Source organism: Bradyrhizobium sp. AC87j1, from assembly GCF_002936975.1.
GTDB classification, from domain to species: Bacteria; Pseudomonadota; Alphaproteobacteria; order Rhizobiales; family Xanthobacteraceae; genus Bradyrhizobium; species Bradyrhizobium shewense.
Genome location: NZ_PTFE01000131.1, coordinates 1 through 16,774, shown reverse-complemented (window position 1 = coordinate 16,774; position 16,774 = coordinate 1). Strand labels below are relative to the sequence as shown.

Annotated in this window: 17 protein-coding genes and 1 pseudogene; 8 read left to right on the top strand and 10 right to left on the bottom strand. The window is 62.2% G+C overall.

Annotation, left to right across the window (positions count from 1 at the left end; all coding sequences use genetic code 11):
• Positions 1–309 precede the first annotated feature (309 nt).
• The 3 genes from CV770_RS37020 (at position 310) to CV770_RS37010 (ending at position 2,488) form a co-directional block, all read left to right on the top strand.
• On the top strand, positions 310–1,461 hold the full coding sequence (locus CV770_RS37020) for a zinc-binding dehydrogenase (RefSeq protein WP_104465854.1): 1,152 nt from the start codon (positions 310–312) through the stop codon (positions 1,459–1,461).
• Between the two features lie 3 nt (positions 1,462–1,464).
• A complete protein-coding gene (locus CV770_RS37015; RefSeq protein ID WP_104465853.1) occupies positions 1,465–1,947 on the top strand; it encodes a DUF5680 domain-containing protein in 483 nt (160 codons plus the stop codon).
• Positions 1,948–2,059: 112 nt separating this feature from the next.
• Positions 2,060–2,488 (top strand): VOC family protein, encoded by a 429-nt coding sequence (locus tag CV770_RS37010; protein ID WP_104465852.1) that lies wholly within the window; start codon positions 2,060–2,062, stop codon positions 2,486–2,488.
• Between the two features lie 116 nt (positions 2,489–2,604).
• Here the strand turns inward: CV770_RS37010 and CV770_RS37005 are convergent, their stop codons facing one another.
• The 3 genes from CV770_RS37005 to CV770_RS36995 form a co-directional block, all read right to left on the bottom strand.
• Positions 2,605–3,468: a class I SAM-dependent methyltransferase gene (locus CV770_RS37005; RefSeq protein ID WP_104465851.1), complete on the bottom strand. Its 864-nt coding sequence runs from the start codon at positions 3,466–3,468 to the stop codon at positions 2,605–2,607.
• Positions 3,469–3,683: 215 nt separating this feature from the next.
• Positions 3,684–4,064 (bottom strand): antibiotic biosynthesis monooxygenase family protein, encoded by a 381-nt coding sequence (locus CV770_RS37000; RefSeq protein WP_097571752.1) that lies wholly within the window; start codon positions 4,062–4,064, stop codon positions 3,684–3,686.
• 54 nt (positions 4,065–4,118) lie between these two features.
• Positions 4,119–5,012, bottom strand: coding sequence for an NAD(P)/FAD-dependent oxidoreductase (locus CV770_RS36995; RefSeq protein WP_104465850.1), 894 nt, complete (start codon positions 5,010–5,012; stop codon positions 4,119–4,121).
• 111 nt (positions 5,013–5,123) lie between these two features.
• Here CV770_RS36995 and CV770_RS36990 point away from each other — a divergent pair, with 111 nt between their 5' ends.
• Positions 5,124–5,807: a TetR/AcrR family transcriptional regulator gene (locus tag CV770_RS36990; RefSeq protein WP_104465849.1), complete on the top strand. Its 684-nt coding sequence runs from the start codon at positions 5,124–5,126 to the stop codon at positions 5,805–5,807.
• Here the strand turns inward: CV770_RS36990 and CV770_RS42930 are convergent.
• The 6 genes from CV770_RS42930 to CV770_RS36960 all read right to left on the bottom strand — a co-directional run bounded on the left by CV770_RS42930 (position 5,734) and on the right by CV770_RS36960 (position 11,549).
• Positions 5,734–6,222 carry a hypothetical protein gene (locus CV770_RS42930; RefSeq protein ID WP_201760198.1) on the bottom strand — a complete coding sequence of 163 codons (489 nt, stop codon included), beginning with the start codon at positions 6,220–6,222 and terminating at the stop codon, positions 5,734–5,736. The genes CV770_RS36990 and CV770_RS42930 overlap by 74 nt on opposite strands.
• Positions 6,223–6,280: 58 nt before the next feature.
• On the bottom strand, positions 6,281–7,237 hold the full coding sequence (locus CV770_RS43620; RefSeq protein WP_104465848.1) for an NHL repeat-containing protein: 957 nt from the start codon (positions 7,235–7,237) through the stop codon (positions 6,281–6,283).
• A gap of 140 nt (positions 7,238–7,377) precedes the next feature.
• On the bottom strand, positions 7,378–9,627 hold the full coding sequence (locus tag CV770_RS36975) for a xanthine dehydrogenase family protein molybdopterin-binding subunit (protein WP_104465847.1): 2,250 nt from the start codon (positions 9,625–9,627) through the stop codon (positions 7,378–7,380).
• Position 9,628: 1 nt separating this feature from the next.
• Positions 9,629–10,087, bottom strand: a complete 459-nt coding sequence (locus CV770_RS36970; protein WP_104465846.1) for a (2Fe-2S)-binding protein — start codon at positions 10,085–10,087, stop codon at positions 9,629–9,631.
• A 73-nt stretch (positions 10,088–10,160) separates the two neighbouring features.
• Positions 10,161–10,634 (bottom strand): methyltransferase family protein, encoded by a 474-nt coding sequence (locus tag CV770_RS36965; RefSeq protein WP_091967883.1) that lies wholly within the window; start codon positions 10,632–10,634, stop codon positions 10,161–10,163.
• A 21-nt stretch (positions 10,635–10,655) separates the two neighbouring features.
• Positions 10,656–11,549: an NAD(P)/FAD-dependent oxidoreductase gene (locus CV770_RS36960; RefSeq protein ID WP_201760199.1), complete on the bottom strand. Its 894-nt coding sequence runs from the start codon at positions 11,547–11,549 to the stop codon at positions 10,656–10,658.
• Between the two features lie 211 nt (positions 11,550–11,760).
• Here CV770_RS36960 and CV770_RS36955 point away from each other — a divergent pair, with 211 nt between their 5' ends.
• The 3 genes and pseudogenes from CV770_RS36955 (at position 11,761) to CV770_RS36930 (ending at position 14,055) form a co-directional block, all read left to right on the top strand.
• Positions 11,761–12,444, top strand: coding sequence for a TetR/AcrR family transcriptional regulator (locus CV770_RS36955; protein ID WP_104465844.1), 684 nt, complete (start codon positions 11,761–11,763; stop codon positions 12,442–12,444).
• A 224-nt stretch (positions 12,445–12,668) separates the two neighbouring features.
• Positions 12,669–13,431: pseudogene (locus CV770_RS42290) on the top strand (IS5 family transposase).
• A 111-nt stretch (positions 13,432–13,542) separates the two neighbouring features.
• Complete coding sequence (locus CV770_RS36930; RefSeq protein WP_104465840.1) at positions 13,543–14,055, top strand: hypothetical protein; 513 nt, start codon at positions 13,543–13,545, stop codon at positions 14,053–14,055.
• 23 nt (positions 14,056–14,078) lie between these two features.
• On the opposite strand, the gene CV770_RS36925 is transcribed toward CV770_RS36930, so the two are convergent.
• The gene (locus CV770_RS36925) at positions 14,079–14,432 is read right to left on the bottom strand and encodes a cupin domain-containing protein (protein ID WP_104465839.1); all 354 of its coding nucleotides are present in this window, start codon (positions 14,430–14,432) and stop codon (positions 14,079–14,081) included.
• Positions 14,433–14,714: 282 nt separating this feature from the next.
• On the opposite strand from CV770_RS36925, the gene CV770_RS36920 reads away from it, so the two are divergent.
• Entirely contained in the window at positions 14,715–16,685 is a 1,971-nt protein-coding gene (locus tag CV770_RS36920; RefSeq protein WP_104465838.1) for a DEAD/DEAH box helicase, read from the top strand.
• Positions 16,686–16,774 lie beyond the last annotated feature (89 nt).

The following is a 16,774-nucleotide window of genomic DNA, read 5'->3' as shown; positions in this document are numbered from 1 at the left end:
GGAACAACGGACGGGGCGCCGCGCTGAGGTACGGGCTTCAAAGCCCTTGGATGAAGCGGTCTCCCGTCCGTTACCGCACCGGACACTCTATCCGATCCAGCGATTCGAGACTTACAAGGATGACGGTAGAGTGTGTGGCGGCTGCCGTAGCCCGGATGAGCGCAGCGATATCCGGGGCCGCTGATCCCGCATGTCGCTTCGCTCATGCGGGCCACGAATTCCTCATCTTGGCACGCGCGTACATCTCACATACGCTTCGCCTCAGCCCGCACCCATCAATCATAACAGACGGGCATCGAGGAAATATCCATGGAATCCATTCGCGTCTGCACCCATGCAGGGCCGGGCTCAGAGCCCGTGATCCGCACCGTGCCGTGGCCGAAGGTCGGCCGCAAGGCCGCGCTGATCAAGGTGGGCGCATGCGGGGTCTGCGGCACCGATCTGCATATCCTCAAGGGACATTGGCCGAAGCCGCTGCCCTGGCCGTTCACGCTCGGCCACGAGCTCGGTGGAATCATCGTCGAATGCGGCGACGAGTTCACCGAGGACTTCATGAGCAAGCCGCTCAAGGTCGGATCAAAGGTGATGATCCCGCCGCTGATGCCCTGCGGCCATTGCTATTACTGCATCCATTATCCGCAGACCGCGAACAAATGCCTGACGCCGGTCTATTACGGCCGCTATCTCGGCTTCGACAAGGCGCCGCACATGTGGGGCGGCTGGGCCGAATATGTCTATGTCGATCTCGACATGCTGCCGGGCACCAAGATCTACAAGTTGCCCGACGACATGTCGCTGCGGTTAGGGGCGCTGTCCGAGCCGCTGACCTCCTGCATCCGCGCCTTCAACCGCGCCAGCCGCGCCGGTGGTTTTTCCTGGGGCGACACGGTGGTGATCCAGGGCTCGGGCCCAATCGGCATTCTGGCGGTCGCGGCTGCGAAGGAGATGGGGGCAGGGCGCGTGATCTGCGTCGGTGCGCCCGAGGAGCCGCGGCTCAAGCTAGCGCGCGAGTTCGGCGCGGAGGCGACTGTGAACATCGAGGAGATCGGATCGCCGCAGGAGCGCATCGCCCGTGTGCGCGAGATCGTCGGCGGCTTCGGTGCCGATCTGGTGATGGACTGCTCGGGGCACCCTACCGCCGGCCCCGAAGGCATCGAGATGCTGCGCGACGGCGGCACCTATGTCGAGATGGGCCAGTTCACCGACGCCGGCTCGATCGAGACCTCGTGGCACCGCATCTGCACCAAGGACCTCAACGTGCTGGGATCCTGGGGCTTCACCGGCAACGACCTGCCGCTCGGCGTCGACATGCTCTATCGCACGGCGGGCAAATATCCCTGGCTGAAGATGCAGACGATCTATCCATTTACGGAAGAAGGCGTCGCGCAGGCGGTGAAGGACGCCATGGCGATGAAGACGGTGAAGTCGACCATCGTGCCGTGGCCGGAGCTGGTGGACTAGAAGATGCCATCGATCCCGCACGATCTCGCGGCGTTCCTGGTCGAGGCCAAACGGCGGACCTATGCCGGCCTCGACGACGACGCGACGGTGGCCGCGCCGCTGCTCGCCGGCTCCAAGCAGTTCGAGCATCGCGCGCCGCCTTATGCCTATCGCGATATCTATTTCGGCATGGGATTTTTCGTTGGGCAGGAGACGGTGTCGAAGGACGACCGCGTCATCTGGTCGATGAGCTACGGTGGTGGCGCCCGTGCGGAGATCACGGACCGGGAGACTTTCCTCGCGATCTACAAATTCCTGCGTCACGCGCTGCTGGGTGTGAGCGTCGAGCAGCCATACCGCGGACCGCCCCGGTTCGAACAGGCGGGGATGGTCTACCGCAACGAGGTCGAAGGCGCGCTCGATCGTTTTCATGGGGTCGAGACGATTGCGCAGCAGGATGGCATACAGCTCTACGAGCTGCGCTACTGTGGCGGTTTGCTGCGATAGTTTTGCGAGCTTGTAGCCCGGATGGAGCGCAGCGCAATCCGGGGACACCGGCCGCCCCGCATTCCGCTTTGCTTCATGCGGCTGCGAGCCGGAATTTGGAATAAAGGCCACGATGACAAACGATCAAACACCCGACCCACGCCAACGCCCACGCTCCCCCTTCAACGCCATCCGCGGGATCGACTATACCGTCATCTTCGTGCGCGACATGGCGGCAATGTGCCGCTTCTATGAGGATGTCCTCGCCTTTCCGCTGCTGCGCGAGCTGTCGCCGAACTGGATCGAGTACGGCCTGGGCGGCAACACGCTGGCGCTGGCGCGGCCGAGCCGGACCGCCGCCGATGCGCCAACGCCGCCGGGCAGTGCCTCGCTGCAACTGGCGTTCAAGGTCTCCGCGGCCGAGGTCGATGCATGCGCCGACGAACTCGTTCGGCAGGGCGTTGCGCTGGTGTCGCCGCCGACCAACCAGTCGTTCGGGCATCGCACGCTGTTCTTCCGCGACCCCGACGGCAATCTTCTGGAGATCTATGCCGAGATCTAGGGCGCGTACTCACAAATCGCTTGCTCCGACACCGCGAATACGCCCTCATCTGATCCCGCTGGCCGGCCAAAGGCGCCCCCCTCCACCGAGCGGGGGCGTCTTCCCCTCTTAATCCCTCAGCTTGCCGGATTGCGCGCCGTGACGATCCACGTCGCGCTGTTGATCGTCACCGACCGCTCGCCGGCGCGGCCCGCGAAGGCGGCACGAACCGCGGCCGAGGCGCGGGCGCGGATGTCGTCGGGCTGATCAACAAGCGCGCGCGACAGCGGGCCGACCTCGAGCGTCATCTTCACCGCGTTGTCGATCGCCGCGTCCCGCGTCGCGCCCTCGCCAAACGGGACGGAAACATCGAAGGGCGCGAGAGCAATATCGGTGAAGCCTGCCGCCGTCAGGATGCGAGCCACCCGCCCCCGGTCGCCGAACGAGAATGGACCGGGCGCTTCGGGATCAGGCGGCGCCATCGGCGGGACGATGCCTTTGATCGCGCCCATCGGCAGGCGCATCCAATCGTTCTCGGCCACGCCGCGCCAGCAAACGAACGCGACCCGCCCGCCCGGCTTGAGCGCGCGGCGCATATGCGCGAACGCCCCTGTCGGATCGGCGAAGAACATCACTCCGAAACGCGAGAACAGGATGTCGAACGCCCCCTGGGGCAGCTCGCCGCTGCTGGCGTCGGCCACGCGGAACAGGGCCGGCGTATCCTGTGGCGCAAGCGCGCGCGCGCGGGCGATCAGCGGTTCGGATATGTCCACGCCCAGCACCTGGCCCCCCGCGCCGACGCGGGCGGCGAGAGCCAGAGTTGACGCGCCCGTGCCGCAGCCGACATCCAGCACGCGCTCGCCCGCCGCGGGCGCTGCAGCTTCGATCGCGGCCTGGCCGAACACCGCCAGCCTGGCGTCGAGCTGGGCCTGGTGGGCGACCCAGCGTTCCCCGCTTTGGCCATTCCAGTCGGTGACCCGATCGGCATTGTGCTCTGCCATGACATATCCTTGTTCTGATGCGTTCTTGACGAAGCGATCCGTTGCCAAAGCGCGCTTCGTCTCCAGCGAGCGACGAGAGCGAACAGGATGAAAGCGATCCATTCTCCGCTGATCCTGGCTCTGTGAGCGTCGTGATGTTGAGCTGGATCATGTTCGCGGTGTGAGCATCGGCAAAGAGCGTCAGCGTGTCGGCGGTAAAGTCGCCATTTCCGGAGTCAGGCCGTGCAGAAGCCGGGGACGGCGACCTTCTGGAACAGGTGCGGGCTGGCCACGACGGATGAAGGATATGCTGGAAGTTTCGCGAGGAACTCGGGATCAGTGAAGGCGGCGCGGACCGCCTCGGTGGATTCCCACACCACATAGTTCAGGTAAGTCGGGCTATCGCCGATCGCTCGATGTAGTTGCATGGAAATGAAGCCCGGTTGCTTCGTTATGATCTCGGCAGCCGCCTTGAAAGCGTCCAGGAAGCCCGCTTCGTCGGCGGGATCGACGACCGTGAAGAGGTTGATGAGCACGAGAGGCGCGGCCGCGATACCGAGTTGGCGGTCAAACGGAAATTTCTCGTCTAGAGGTTTGAATGGTTTTATGGCGGCCATGGTGGCGCTCCTTCTATCGTGAAATTGAACTGGGGTGATCGATGCTGCTTGCACTCAAGTGAGCATCGACTGCTGAGCGAAGATACCCGCCATCGCGCCTTGCCATGTTGCCGTGGTGACCGAGGGGATGCCGGGGTTGGCAAGGTCACCGGCGGCGTAGATGCCTGGCATGCTGGTTTCGCGGCGCTCGTCGGTCTTGAGGGCGATGCCGGTTGGCGTATTGACCGTGGCGAGGCCCAGTGCGTCATGAAGGCTTGCGGACGGCCTGGTACGCGGATGCGCGAATAGGACATCGACTGCGACATCGGGGCCGGTATCGATCTTGATGGTGGCACTATGGCTCCCGTGACGTGCGATTTCGGTGATCCGGCCATCAACGAGAGGTACCTGGCGGCCCGCCAGATCGGCCCGTATGTCGGGGGTGATGTCGTGACCATTGCCGAAGACAGTCAACCTGTCGGTCCAATCGTGAAACAGCCTGACCTGATTCATCGACTGCGGGCCAGACCAGACGAGGCCCCAATGCTGGTCAGCAACTTCGAAGCCGTCGCAATAGGGGCATGGGATGACGGATGTGCCCCAGTTCTCGGCAAAACCCGGAACATCAGGCATTTGGTCAACAACGCCATAGCTCAGGATCAGGCGGCGCGCGCTAAGGGTTTCACCATCGCCAGTGAGGACGGAGAAATTGTCGATGGTACCGGAGATGCTGTCGGCGCGGGCATTGACCATCCTGATAGCAGGGTAGCGCGCGAGTTGCTGCCGCGCCGCGGCCAGGATGTCGGACGGTGGCTTGTCATCGTGGCCGAGCACACCGTGCGAGCGGCCAGCGAAGCGGTTGCGCTGAAGGCCGGTATCGAGAACGATGACTTTGCGGCGGGCACGGCCAAGCTGCAGAGCGGCGGCGAGGCCAGCAAAGCTGCCGCCGATGATGATGACGTGATTCATCGGGATGGGCTCCGTTGGAGGACAGGTTGCAACCTACCCGGCTTGCACATTTCAGATACTTCGTGGTATCATAATTCAACAATTAGAATACTGTCAAGTACTGGAATTATCGTGACCGAAAACAGCCAGGGCCGGCGCGGCCGGCCCGCCAACGAGGCGCTTGGCCAAACGATCATCAACGCCGCGCGCGAACTCTTTGTGGAGTTGGGTTTTCAAGCGACGACATTGGACAAGCTCGCCCAGCGGGCGAAGATATCCAAGCTCAGCATCTATCGGCATTTCGAGAACAAGGAGGCGCTGTTCAGCGCGGCCATCGCGGCCGGCTGCCATCAGTTGTTTGCACCACAGATCCTTCTTGAAGGCGTCGACGGTTCGGCCGAAGATCAACTCATGGCGGTGGGATCATTACTGCTTCGCACGCCGTTGAGATCAGACGTCCGCAGTGTCGAAGCCATGGTCATGGCCGACAAGACGAATCAAAAGTCGTTAAGCAAGCTCCATTTTGAAGCCGGCCCCGCCCATGTCATCGCCCAAACCGAGGCCTTGTTGCGTCAGTTGCACGTGAAGGCGGTTCTGAACGTGCCCGATCCTCTCCGCTCCGCCCGCTTGTTTGCCGCGCTTTTCAAAGGATCCGATCTCCTGATGATCGCACGCTTCGATCAGGCGAGAGCAGAGGACGACAACGAAATCGCTTCCTATTGCCGGTCGGCCGTTGCCATGTTCATTGCTGCGCACGGTGGCAACGACCACGTGGGCGGATATTTGCCTGCGCCAAGGTCAAAAGACAAAATTTGAATCGTGCGTGACCGATGTGGTCAAAATAACCGAGACCGGTTTGAAAATCATGGAGGCTGAAGAGCTTTCGATTGGCAGCAAGATCGCGGAAAAATACGCTCGTTGAACTATCGGTTGCGATACCAGTCCGCACGATGATCCCCGCGCGCCCACCCGCTCTTGTCAGTTGGGAAAATGGCTCCGCAAAAAATGCGTATGTGTTCACGTCGCAGGCACACTCTGCGGGAATCGGTCTGTCTTGATGCGCGGGACCGGGTTTCGGCATCGCACCGCCAAGCTGAACAGCCTCCGGCTCGAGACGAAGCTCACGGAAGACGACGAGCAGGCGAGGAAGGGCGGGCCGCTCGGACTTGTACTCCGGGCAGGCCTCGCCCGGTCCGGAGAAGATCGAGGCCGGTGGCGTGGTGCGCTTCAAGGTGCCGCCTGCGAAATCCGTCTCGATCGCGCCGGGCGCGACGAGGGTCTCGTGTCGGTCAGGGAGCGTCGATTGACCGCAGCTGGAAGGTCGGCGTCTGGCCCTTCTTGGAAGGATCCATGAGATAGCCAATCTGGCCTTCCGCTACCCAAAGCTTGTCGCCGACGCGCGCGACGCCTGTTGGTCCAGCGAATTCCTTGATCGTTTCGATTTGGGCCCGATCCCCGACGATCGTGACCTTAGAAAGCGGACCGGCGCCTTCAACCATCACGAATCCGGTCTTGTCTGCCCTAAGACCGTCCGGAAACTTGATTGGGCGTGACGTCTCAAGCTTCGTGACGGCACCAGCGACTCCCGATTTGGATTCGATGCGGAAGAGTTCGCCGCTTTGAAAAGTGTTGACGTACAAAGCTCCATCCGGTCCGAACGCAATCCCATCAAGACCACCCTTCAGCTTGTCGTCCTGGACCCAGACGTCAAGCTCGGAAGATCCCTTCTTCAAGCGGAGGATCTGTGGCTGAAGAGTATTCGTGACGTAGAGTGCGCCGTCCGGCCCAATCGCGAGATCGTTACAGATCGAGGGTTTCGCGGGTAGTCGGGCGCTGATTTTTCCTTCTCCGGTTGTAAGGTCAAACCCCTTAACGAACGAGCCTTCGATCGTGTTTGGACCTTTGACGCCGAGCGGGGTGGCATCGTTCGAACATACCCAAAGAAGCCCTGACTTCTCGTCGGAGAGAACGCCGAACGTCGATCGCGTATCGAATGTCCCCGGCTTGATCCAGGCTTCGGCCTCGGAGGCGCCCGGCTTTACGCGCGCGATTCCGCCGTTCGTCAAGCTGCTCGCAAAGAGCGTTCCATCCGTTGTCGCTGCCAGACTTTCCGGGAACGGCGATCCTGATAGGATCACGGTCTGCGATCGGGCCTCACTCGCAACCGAGGCCGCGACTATACCTACCACCGCTACGATGACCATTCGGGACAGGTCTTGAAATAGGTCTGATTTGTTAGCGTACATGCGTTCCTCCAAGGTGGATTATATGGTCGACGTCACTTCTGAGGGGATGTTGAGGCACTCAATCCAAGATTGTCGGCCTGCGCGAGGGAAGACCGTGGTGCACGGGCAAGCACCGCAAGTGGGCGATTGAGCTCAACTCATCAAGCGAAATTGACGCTCTTGTTTAGAGGCAATTCGCGTACCCGCTTCCCAGTGAGAGCAAAGATCGCATTGGCGAGAGCGGGGGCCGCCGGCGGGACGGGAGGTTCACCAATTCCTCGCACGTCCCCACCAAGCTCCAATCCCTTGACGATGATTTCGGGTGCCTGATGGAATCTCATGGCCTCGAATAGATGAAAATTGGTCTGGACCGGCGCAAAGTTTTCGTAGGTCAGCTCGCAGTTCATGGCGTGGCCCAAGGCCCAGATGACGCCACCCCGCACCTGCGCTTCGAAGTTGACCGGGTCCAGAATGCGCCCCACATCGCAAACGGCATACACCTTGTCGATCTTGATGCCCTGAGGTGTGTAGCTCACCTCGACGACTTGAGCCATTGGCACGCCGAAGGACAAAGTCAGCGCCACGCCGCGGGCTCGTCGATCGTCGATTCGCGAGCCTTTCCAGGCGGAAATATCACGCAAAGTATGCAGCACCTTCTTGGACGGCTCATGATTGCAGAGACGGATGAGCTCTGCCATCGGATCCGCGCCCGCGGCATGGATCAGTTCGTCTAGGAAGGAAGCATGGTGGAAGCCATTGGCGGACGCTCCAACCGATCGCCACGGGCTGACTGGCACCATTTCCTTCGACTTATAACCCGTCACACGAAAGTTCGGTATTGCGAAAGGCTGGTCCCAAATACCGTTGACGCTTGAAACATCGGGGCCGGGAGGGACGGGCGCCTGTAACCGATTGAACCAGGAGGCGCCCATCGATTGTCCGGCCACATCGATGCTCATGCTCTCGACCATGCCATCGCGAACGGTTCCCTTGGCGCGCGAGAGCTGAATCGGGCGCGGATAGTCGTGCGCCATGTTCTCTTCACGGCTCCAGGTCATCTTGACTGGAACGCCTTCCATGGCCATTGCGAGTTCGATCGCCTGCAACGCATAGGTGTCGTCGAGTCGTGCCCCGAAGCTGCCGCCGATCGGCTGAGCGTGCACGTAGATCTTCTCTTCCGGCAGTTTCGTCAGCTTTGCCGCATGCCCACGGAGGAAGACCGGGATCTGCGTTCCCGTCCAGATGTCAAGCCGTCCCTTCGTGTAGAGTACGACCGCATTCATGGGCTCGAGCGGCGCGTGGGCCAGATATGGAGTCCGATACTCCGCCTCAATCGGCTTGGACGAGCCGACCAACGCCTTTTCGACGTCTCCGTCATTGCGAAGCCGGCTGTCCTGCTGGTCTTTGGAGAATGAACTCTCCAGCACCTTCCACATTCCGGCCGAGTCGGCCGGATAGCGAGGATCATTCCATTCGATCTTGATGGCGGCTGCGGCCTGAAAGGCTCTCCAGGTATTATTGGCAATGACGCCCACGCCGTCTTTGACGGGGACGATCTTTTTGACGCCTCTCATCTTTTCCGCGCTGGAGGCATCGTATCGTTTGATCGTGCCTCCCATGCCGGGGTTGGCGCGGACGGTCGCGTACGCGACCCGGTCCGGACGAATATCGATCCCGTACTGTTGTGTACCGGTAGACTTGGCGACGATATCGATCCGGCGCATCTTCTTGCCGATGTAGCGCCACTCCTGTTCCGGCCGGAGCGTGACATCGGTCACCGGCGCAAGCTGCGCTGCCTCAGCGGCCAGTTCCGCGTATGTGAGGGATTTGCCATCGGGCAAGATGACCTGACCGTCCTTGGTCTTTAATTGCGATCGTGACACCCCCGACCTTCTGGCCGCCGCCTCCTTCAAAGTCTCGCGCGCGACGGCGCCCGCCATGCGAAGCTTTTGATAGCCGTCCGGTACGGTGGAGGAGCCTCCCGTGATCTGCATGCCGAGAACGCGGCTCAACACCTCGCCACCTCCCCGCGCGCCTCGGGCCATGATGCCATCGTCGATCGTAGAGAAGGGTAGGCTATCGTCCATCACCCGGCTGTTGAAGTAGGCCGGACTTGGCGGACCGGGATCGATGCGAACCTTGTGCGGATCCACGTCGAGCTCTTCAGCAATCAAATGAGCCTGGATGGAATATGAGCCTTGGCCCTTGTCGGCTCGCGGCGTGATGAGCGTGACGCCTTTTGCGTCGACGCGGACGTAGGGCGTGATCGCGGCTTCCCATGCCTTAAGGTCCTTGAGCAGCGGATTGGGAGGGTCCTGGCGCAATCGGTAATAGCCGAAGGCGACGCCGCCGGCGATCGCAGCGGAGCCGATCAGGAACGTGCGTCTTGCAATCGTCTTGAGCCGAGCCATGCTATTTCCCCTTCATCATCTGGGCGGCAGTTTTGACGGCGCTGTGGATGCGAGTGTAGGTCCCGCATCGACAGAGATTGCCGTCCATGGCGTCGGCGATTTCGGAGTCCGAGGGATCGGGGGTTTTAGATAGCAGGGCCGCTGCAGTCATCATTTGGCCGGACTGGCAATAACCGCACTGCGCAACCTGGTGCTCGATCCAAGCCTGCTGAACGACGTGTAGGTTTGCGGGAGTTCCCAGGCCCTCGATTGTCGTGATGCTGCCGCGGACCTCGCCAGCGTTGATCGAGCAGGAGCGAACCGCGGTACCGTCGATATGAACGGTGCATGCACCGCAAAGGCCCGCCCCGCAACCGTACTTCGGTCCTGAGATACCAAGCTCGTCTCGGAGCACCCAAAGAAGCGGCATGTCCGGTTCGACATCCAGATCGTAGCGATTACTGTTGACGGTCAACTGCATTGCGAATGCTCCTGTAGTTGCGAACAACGATACCTGTCCAGCAGAAGGCCCGCAGGCGGCAGCGGCGGAATAGTCAGAGCCAGCGGCGAACCTCGGCCTTGTAGCGGCGGTAGTCCTCGCCGAACTTCGCTTCGAGATAGCGCTCCTCGCGGGCGATCACCTGCGTCTGGATCGCGATTAGCACCAACGGGAGCAAGGCGAAGGCGATCGGCCCGTCGAAGCCGATCGCAAGGCCGGCATAGATAAGCGCCATGCCGAGATACATGGGATTGCGGGTCCACCGATAAGGGCCGGTTGTTGCGATGAGGGTCGTTGGCTGCGACGGCGGAACGTTGGTGCCCATCCGCCGGAACAGCCCCGCCGCCGCAAGCATCATCGCCGCGCCGGCGACGAACAGCAGCGCGCCGGTCGCGACCAGCAACCGCCTGTCAATGCCGAAAGAGGGCAGGGTGACGAACCGCTCCGCCGCCAGCCCCAACAGCAGCGCTCCCACATAGACGAAGGGCGGAGGGAAGCGCACATCCGCGCTGTCCGGTTCGACGGCCATGCTCATCTCCCATCTGTGCTCTCAAACCACCATCGACTGCTGGGCGAAGATACCCGCCATCGCGCCCTGCGATGATGCCTGGGTGACCGAGGGCAAGAAGGGCGTGGCGAGGTCGCCGGCGGCGTAGATGCCGGGCATGCTGGTTTGGCGGCGCTCGTCGACCTTGAGGACGATGCCGGCGGGCGTCGGCACGGTGGCGAGGCCCAGTGATTCATGCAGGCTTGCGGACGGCTTGGTGCGCGGATTGGCGAACAGGATGTCGACTGCGACTTTGCGGCCGGTATCGAGATTGACGGTGGCGATATGGCCCTCGTGATGGGCGATCTCGACGATCCGGCCATCGACGACAGGTACGTTGCGGCGCGCCAGATCGGCCTGGATATCGGGCGGAATGTCGTGACCATCGGCGAAGAGCGTCAACTTGTCGGTCCAATCGTGGAACAGCCTGACCTGATTGTGCGACTGCGGACTGGACCAGACGAGGCCCCAATGCTGGCCGGCGACTTCAAAGCCGTCGCAATAGGGGCAGGGCACGATCGACGTGCCCCAGCTTTCGGCAAAGCCCGGAACATCAGGCATCTGGTCGGCGACGCCATAGCTCAGGATCAGGCGCCGCGCCCCAAGGCTTTCGCCATCGGACGTGAGGACCTTGAAATCGTCGATGGCGCCGGAGACACTTTCGGCCCGGGCACTGACCAGCTTGATCGCGGGATAACGCGCCAGCTGCTGCCGGGCCTCGGCCAGGATATCCAGCGGCGGCTTGTGATCGTGACCGAGCAGGCCATGCGAGTGGCCGGCGAAGCGGTTGCGTGGCAGACCGGTATCGAGAACAGTGACCTTGCGGCGGGCACGGCCGAGCTGCAGAGCGCCGGCGAGACCGGCAAAGCTGCCGCCGATGATGATGACGTCATCCATGGTGATGGGCTCCGTGTTGTGGATGGAGGGAGACGGGTCGGGCTTGGCGGTGGCCTGAGCGCGGGCGAGGCCGATGGTAGAAAGCGCAGCCAACTGCAGCAGGGCTCGTCGTTGCATCGAAGAAGTCACCCTACCCATTGGCTTGCACATTTCAGATACTTCATGGTATCGTAACTCAAGAATTAGAATACTGTCAAGTACTGGAATTATCGTGACCGAAAACAGCCAGGGCCGGCGCGGCCGGCCCGCCAACGAGGCGCTTGGCCAAACGATCGTCGACGCCGCGCGCGAACTCTTTTTGGAATTGGGTTTTCAGGCGACGACCTTGGACAAGGTCGCCCAGCGAGCGAAGATATCCAAGCTCAGCATCTACAGGCACTTCGAGAACAAGGAGGCGCTGTTCGGCGCGGCCATGGCGGCCGGCTGCCAGCAGTTGTTTGCACCACAGTCCCTTCTTGAAGGCGTCGACGGTCCGGTCGAAGACCAGCTCATGGCGGTGGGATCATTGCTCCTTCGCACGCTGTTGAGATCAGACGTCCGCAGTGTCGAAGCCATGGTCATGGCCGACAAGACGAGTCAAAACGCGTTAAGCAAGCTCCATTTTGAAGCCGGCCCCGCCCATGTTGTCGCCCAAATCGAGGCCCTGTTGCGTCAGTTGCACGCGAAGGGGCTTCTGAACGTGCCCGATCCTCTCCGGTCCGCCCGCTTGTTTGCCGCGCTTTTCAAAGGATCCGATCTCCTGATGATCGCACGCTTCGATCAGGCGAAAGCAGAGGACGACAACGAAATCGAATCCTATTGCCGGTCGGCCGTCGCCATGTTCATCGCCGCGCACCGTGGCAACGACCACGCGGGCGGAGATTTGCCTGCCTCAAGGTCAAAAAACAAAATTTGAAGCGTGCGTGACTGAATCGGCCAGCAGGTCAAGGCAGGCCAGCCGATCATGAAAATTGACGAGTCGGCCGCACGGTCCGACTAACGTCCGCTTTGAATCATTCTCGACGGACTCAACGAGGGCTGTCGGTTAGCTGAAGCTCCCAGAGAGCGCCGAGCCAGGCCAGAAGCGTTGCGCTTGGACCGCCCCCCATGATTCAAACTCCCAAACTGGGGGGACGAATCATGCGCTACGAACTCGCCGACTATGAATGGCTTGCCATCAAGCCGATGCTGCCAAACAAGCCTCGTGGCGTTCCTCGGGTAAACGACCGACGTGTTTTAAACGGCATCTTCTAGGTCCTGCGATCCGGGGCACCTTGGCGCGATCTGCCGGATCATTTTGGCCCTTACACGACCTGCTATAACCGTTTCGTCCGTTGGCGGCGGGCTGGTGTCTGGGGCCGCATCATAGACGCACTTGCCACTGCACATGATGCCGCTGTCCAGATGATCGACACATCTATTGTCCGCGTGCACCAGCATGGAGCCTGCGTTACGAGAAACCAGCGCCAATCGATGGGCAGGTCACGCGGCGGCTTGACGAGCAAAAATTCATGCGGTGGTCGATAGCAATGGTCTGCCGGTACGGCTGGCGCTGAGCCCCGGTGAGGCGCACGACGTTCGACTAGCCGGAAAACTGCTGTCTCGTCTGAAATCCGGGGCAATGTTACTCGCCGACCGTGGCTATGACGCCGACTGGATCAGAGAACTTGCGATGAAGAAGGGCGCGTGGGCCAACATCCCGCCAAAGAGCAATCGCAGCGATCCGATCTGCTTTAGCCCTTATCTCTACCGTGCTCGCAACTAGGTCGAGCGGTTCTTCAACAGGATCAAGCAATGTTGTCGTGTGGCGACACGCTACGACAGGCTTGCCGCCAACTACCTTGCCTTCGTTCAACTCGCTTCAATCAGGCTGTGGCTGCGCCTTAATGAGTCCGCGTCCTAGCCCAGTTGCCGCGACCGTCGCCCGAAAAGTTCCACCGGTAATCCCCGAGTTATTCACGCCGCGGTGAAACTTAGGTCCAGGTTGCGGCTTTCAGTTCCCAGGAGAGCGATCGTGAAGCGAATCCTGAAACCCTTCACTTACGTGCTGGCTGCCATCTACTTCGTGGTGGACGCGGTCTTCATGGCCGTGGCGCGGCCAATAGCGCGCTGGATCGGACGGCATTTCGAATTCAGGCGATTGCGCGTCTGGATCAGGAGGCTCCCGCCTTATCCGTCGCTCGCCCTGTTTTCGGTGCCCGTGATCATTCTGGAGCCGGTCAAGCCGGTGGCGGCCTACCTTGCCGCAACCGGTCAAGTCGTGAGCGGCGCAGTGACGTTCATTGTCGGCGAATTGCTCAAGCTGGTGCTGGTCGAACGCCTGTTTCATCTCACGCGCGACAAGCTGATGCGAATTCCCGCCTTCGCCTGGGCATACGGAAAATACGCCGCGGCGAAGGCGTGGCTGCAGGCGACCGAAGCCTGGCGCGCCATCCGCACCTTGAGCGGCGCGGCGAAGGACGCGGTGGCCCGGGCGAGGGCCAAGCTGGTCGGCAGTTTCAGCAAGCTGGCGACCTCCAGGGATTAGACCCGCGCCGGGAGAATTGCCCTCTACGCAAGCTTGCGCGCCGCGGCGGTCGCCTTGTCGCCCGTGTTCGGCGTGCCGGTCGGCTCGATGAGCAGGAGATGAACCTCCTCGCGCGCCACCGGGCGATGTTCGACACCTTTGGGCACGACATAGAGCTCGCCGGGACCGAGCGTCACCGTGCGATCCCGCAATTCGATGTCCAGATTGCCCTTCAGGACCAGAAAGAAGTCGTCGGTATCGTCGTGCTTGTGCCAGGTGAACTCACCCTTCACCTTCACCACCATCACGTCGCAATCATTGAAGGTCGTGATGGTGCGCGGGGACCAGAGGTCCTCAAAGGTCGCGAGCTTGTCGGCGAGCGATATTTTGTCGGCCATGTTTCCCCCGTGCTTCTCTTGTGAGAAACGATTTGGTATCGGATGGCCGGTGCGGCAAGACCGTATCCATTGACCGATCGAGGTGGCGGTAAAAATCCTCCGCAACCTCTAAGCGCGGTTCTCTGCGCGAAGCCATGCATCATAGGCATGGTGATTTCCGGGCACTTGGCGTAAAGAGCGCCCAGATCAAATCAGCGTGCGGCCGGGCCGTTTGCCGCGCATGCAGCTCAGGCCCCTCGGCTCACCGTTTGCGCGCCTGAATTAACCAAGGTTCTCCATCCCGTGTCTTTTCCGGCCCTGACCCCGCCGCTCGCCCGCGCTTTGGCTGAGCGGAACTACGATTCACCGACCCCCGTTCAGCTCGCCGTGCTCGCGGACGAAGCCGCCGGCCGTGACCTCCTGGTTTCAGCCCAGACCGGCTCCGGCAAGACCCTCGCTTATGGCCTCGCCATGGCCAAGGATCTGCTTGGCGATGCCGAGCGGTTCGAGCGGGCGGCCGCTCCGCTTGCCTTGATCGTGGCGCCGACCCGCGAGCTCGCGATGCAGGTTCAGCGCGAACTCGCCTGGATCTACCAGTATGCGGAGACACGCGTCGTCTCCTGCGTCGGCGGCATGGATCCGCGCCGCGAGCAGCGCGAGCTTGCCGCGGGCGCTCACATCGTCGTCGGTACGCCCGGCCGGTTGTGCGACCACTTGCGCCGCGGCCGTCTGGACATCTCGGAATTGAAAGCGGTCGTGCTCGACGAGGCCGACGAGATGCTCAATCTCGGCTTTCGCGAGGACATGGAGTTCATCCTCGAGACCACGCCGGAGACGCGCCGCACCCTGCTGTTCTCGGCAACGTTCCCGCGCGGCATCGTCGCGCTGGCCAAGCAGTATCAGCAGCAGGCGTTCCGGATCGAGGTCGCCGGCGACGAAGGCGGTCATGCCGATATCGAGTACCGCGCCATCCGGATCGCGCCCGCCGATGCCGAGCATGCGGTCGTCAACGTGCTGCGCTTCTACGAGGCGCCGAGCGCGCTGGTGTTTTGCAGCACGCGCGATCACGTCAGGCATTTGCAGGCGGCGCTCCTGGAACGCGGATTTTCCGTCGTCGCTCTGTCGGGTGAATTGACGCAGAACGAACGGACCATGGCGTTGCAGTCGCTGCGTGACGGCCGCGCGCGCGTCTGCGTCGCCACCGACGTTGCCGCCCGCGGCATCGACCTGCCGAGCCTCGACCTCGTCATTCATGCCGACCTGCCCAACGACGCCGAGGTGATGCAGCACCGCTCGGGCCGAACCGGGCGCGCCGGACGCAAGGGGACCAGCGTCCTGCTGGTGCCGCCCGCCCGCCGGCGTCGCGCGGAGCTGCTGCTCAATCTCGCAGGTGTCGATGCCGACTGGGGCACGGCGCCGCAGGCGGACGAAATCCGCAAGCTCGACCATGAGCGCATGAAGGACGTGCTGTTCACCGAGGAGACGACGGCGGACGATCTGGTGCTGGCCCAGGCGCTGCTGGCCGAGCGGCCGGCCGAGGATATCGCAGCTGCCTTGGCGCGGCTTTATCGCGCGCGGCTGCCGTCGCCGGAAGACATCCTCGATCCCGGCGAGCGAACTGGCCGGCCGCGCGATGATCGGGGTCGGGACAATGTTCGCACGCCGCGCGACGATGGCCGCACCTCACGCGGCGATGATCGCCCTGCGGGGCCGCGATCGAAATCAGGCAAATCCTCGCCGCGTCACGGCATGGGAGAGGCCAGCGTCTGGTTCCGCGCCAACATCGGACGACGCAAGAATGCGGAAGCGCGCTGGCTGCTGCCGATGATCTGCCGTCGCGGCGGCATCGACAAGGGCGATATCGGCGCCATCAAGATCATGGACACCACGACCGAGTTCGAGATTTCCGAGCGGGTCGCGGAGTCCTTCGCGGTCAAGATCAAGCGTCCGGACAAGGAAGACAATATCCGCCTTGAGCCGATGGCGGGCGCGCCGCAGCAACAGGCGCCTGCGGAAGAGCGGTCACACCCGCCCCGGCGCGAGAGCCGCGACAGCGATCATCGTGAACGTCGCGACGATCGTCCGCGCGACAAGAGCGAGTTCAAGCCGCGCAGCAAGCCTCAAGGCGAGCGCGGGCCGAAATTCGACGATGCTCCGTCTTTCGGCAAGAAGAAGCACAAGAACAAGCCGGGTCACGCAGAGCCGTCGGTCACGCCGTGGCCCGCGAAGGGCGCGCCTGGAAAGAAGCCGAAAAAGAAAAAGCATCGCGGCTGACCGGCGCCGTTCAGCGCAGACGACAATGATGCCGCCGGGTTGCACCGGCGACATCACCTGAAAAGTCGGGTGTGAGCTCAGCGGCCACC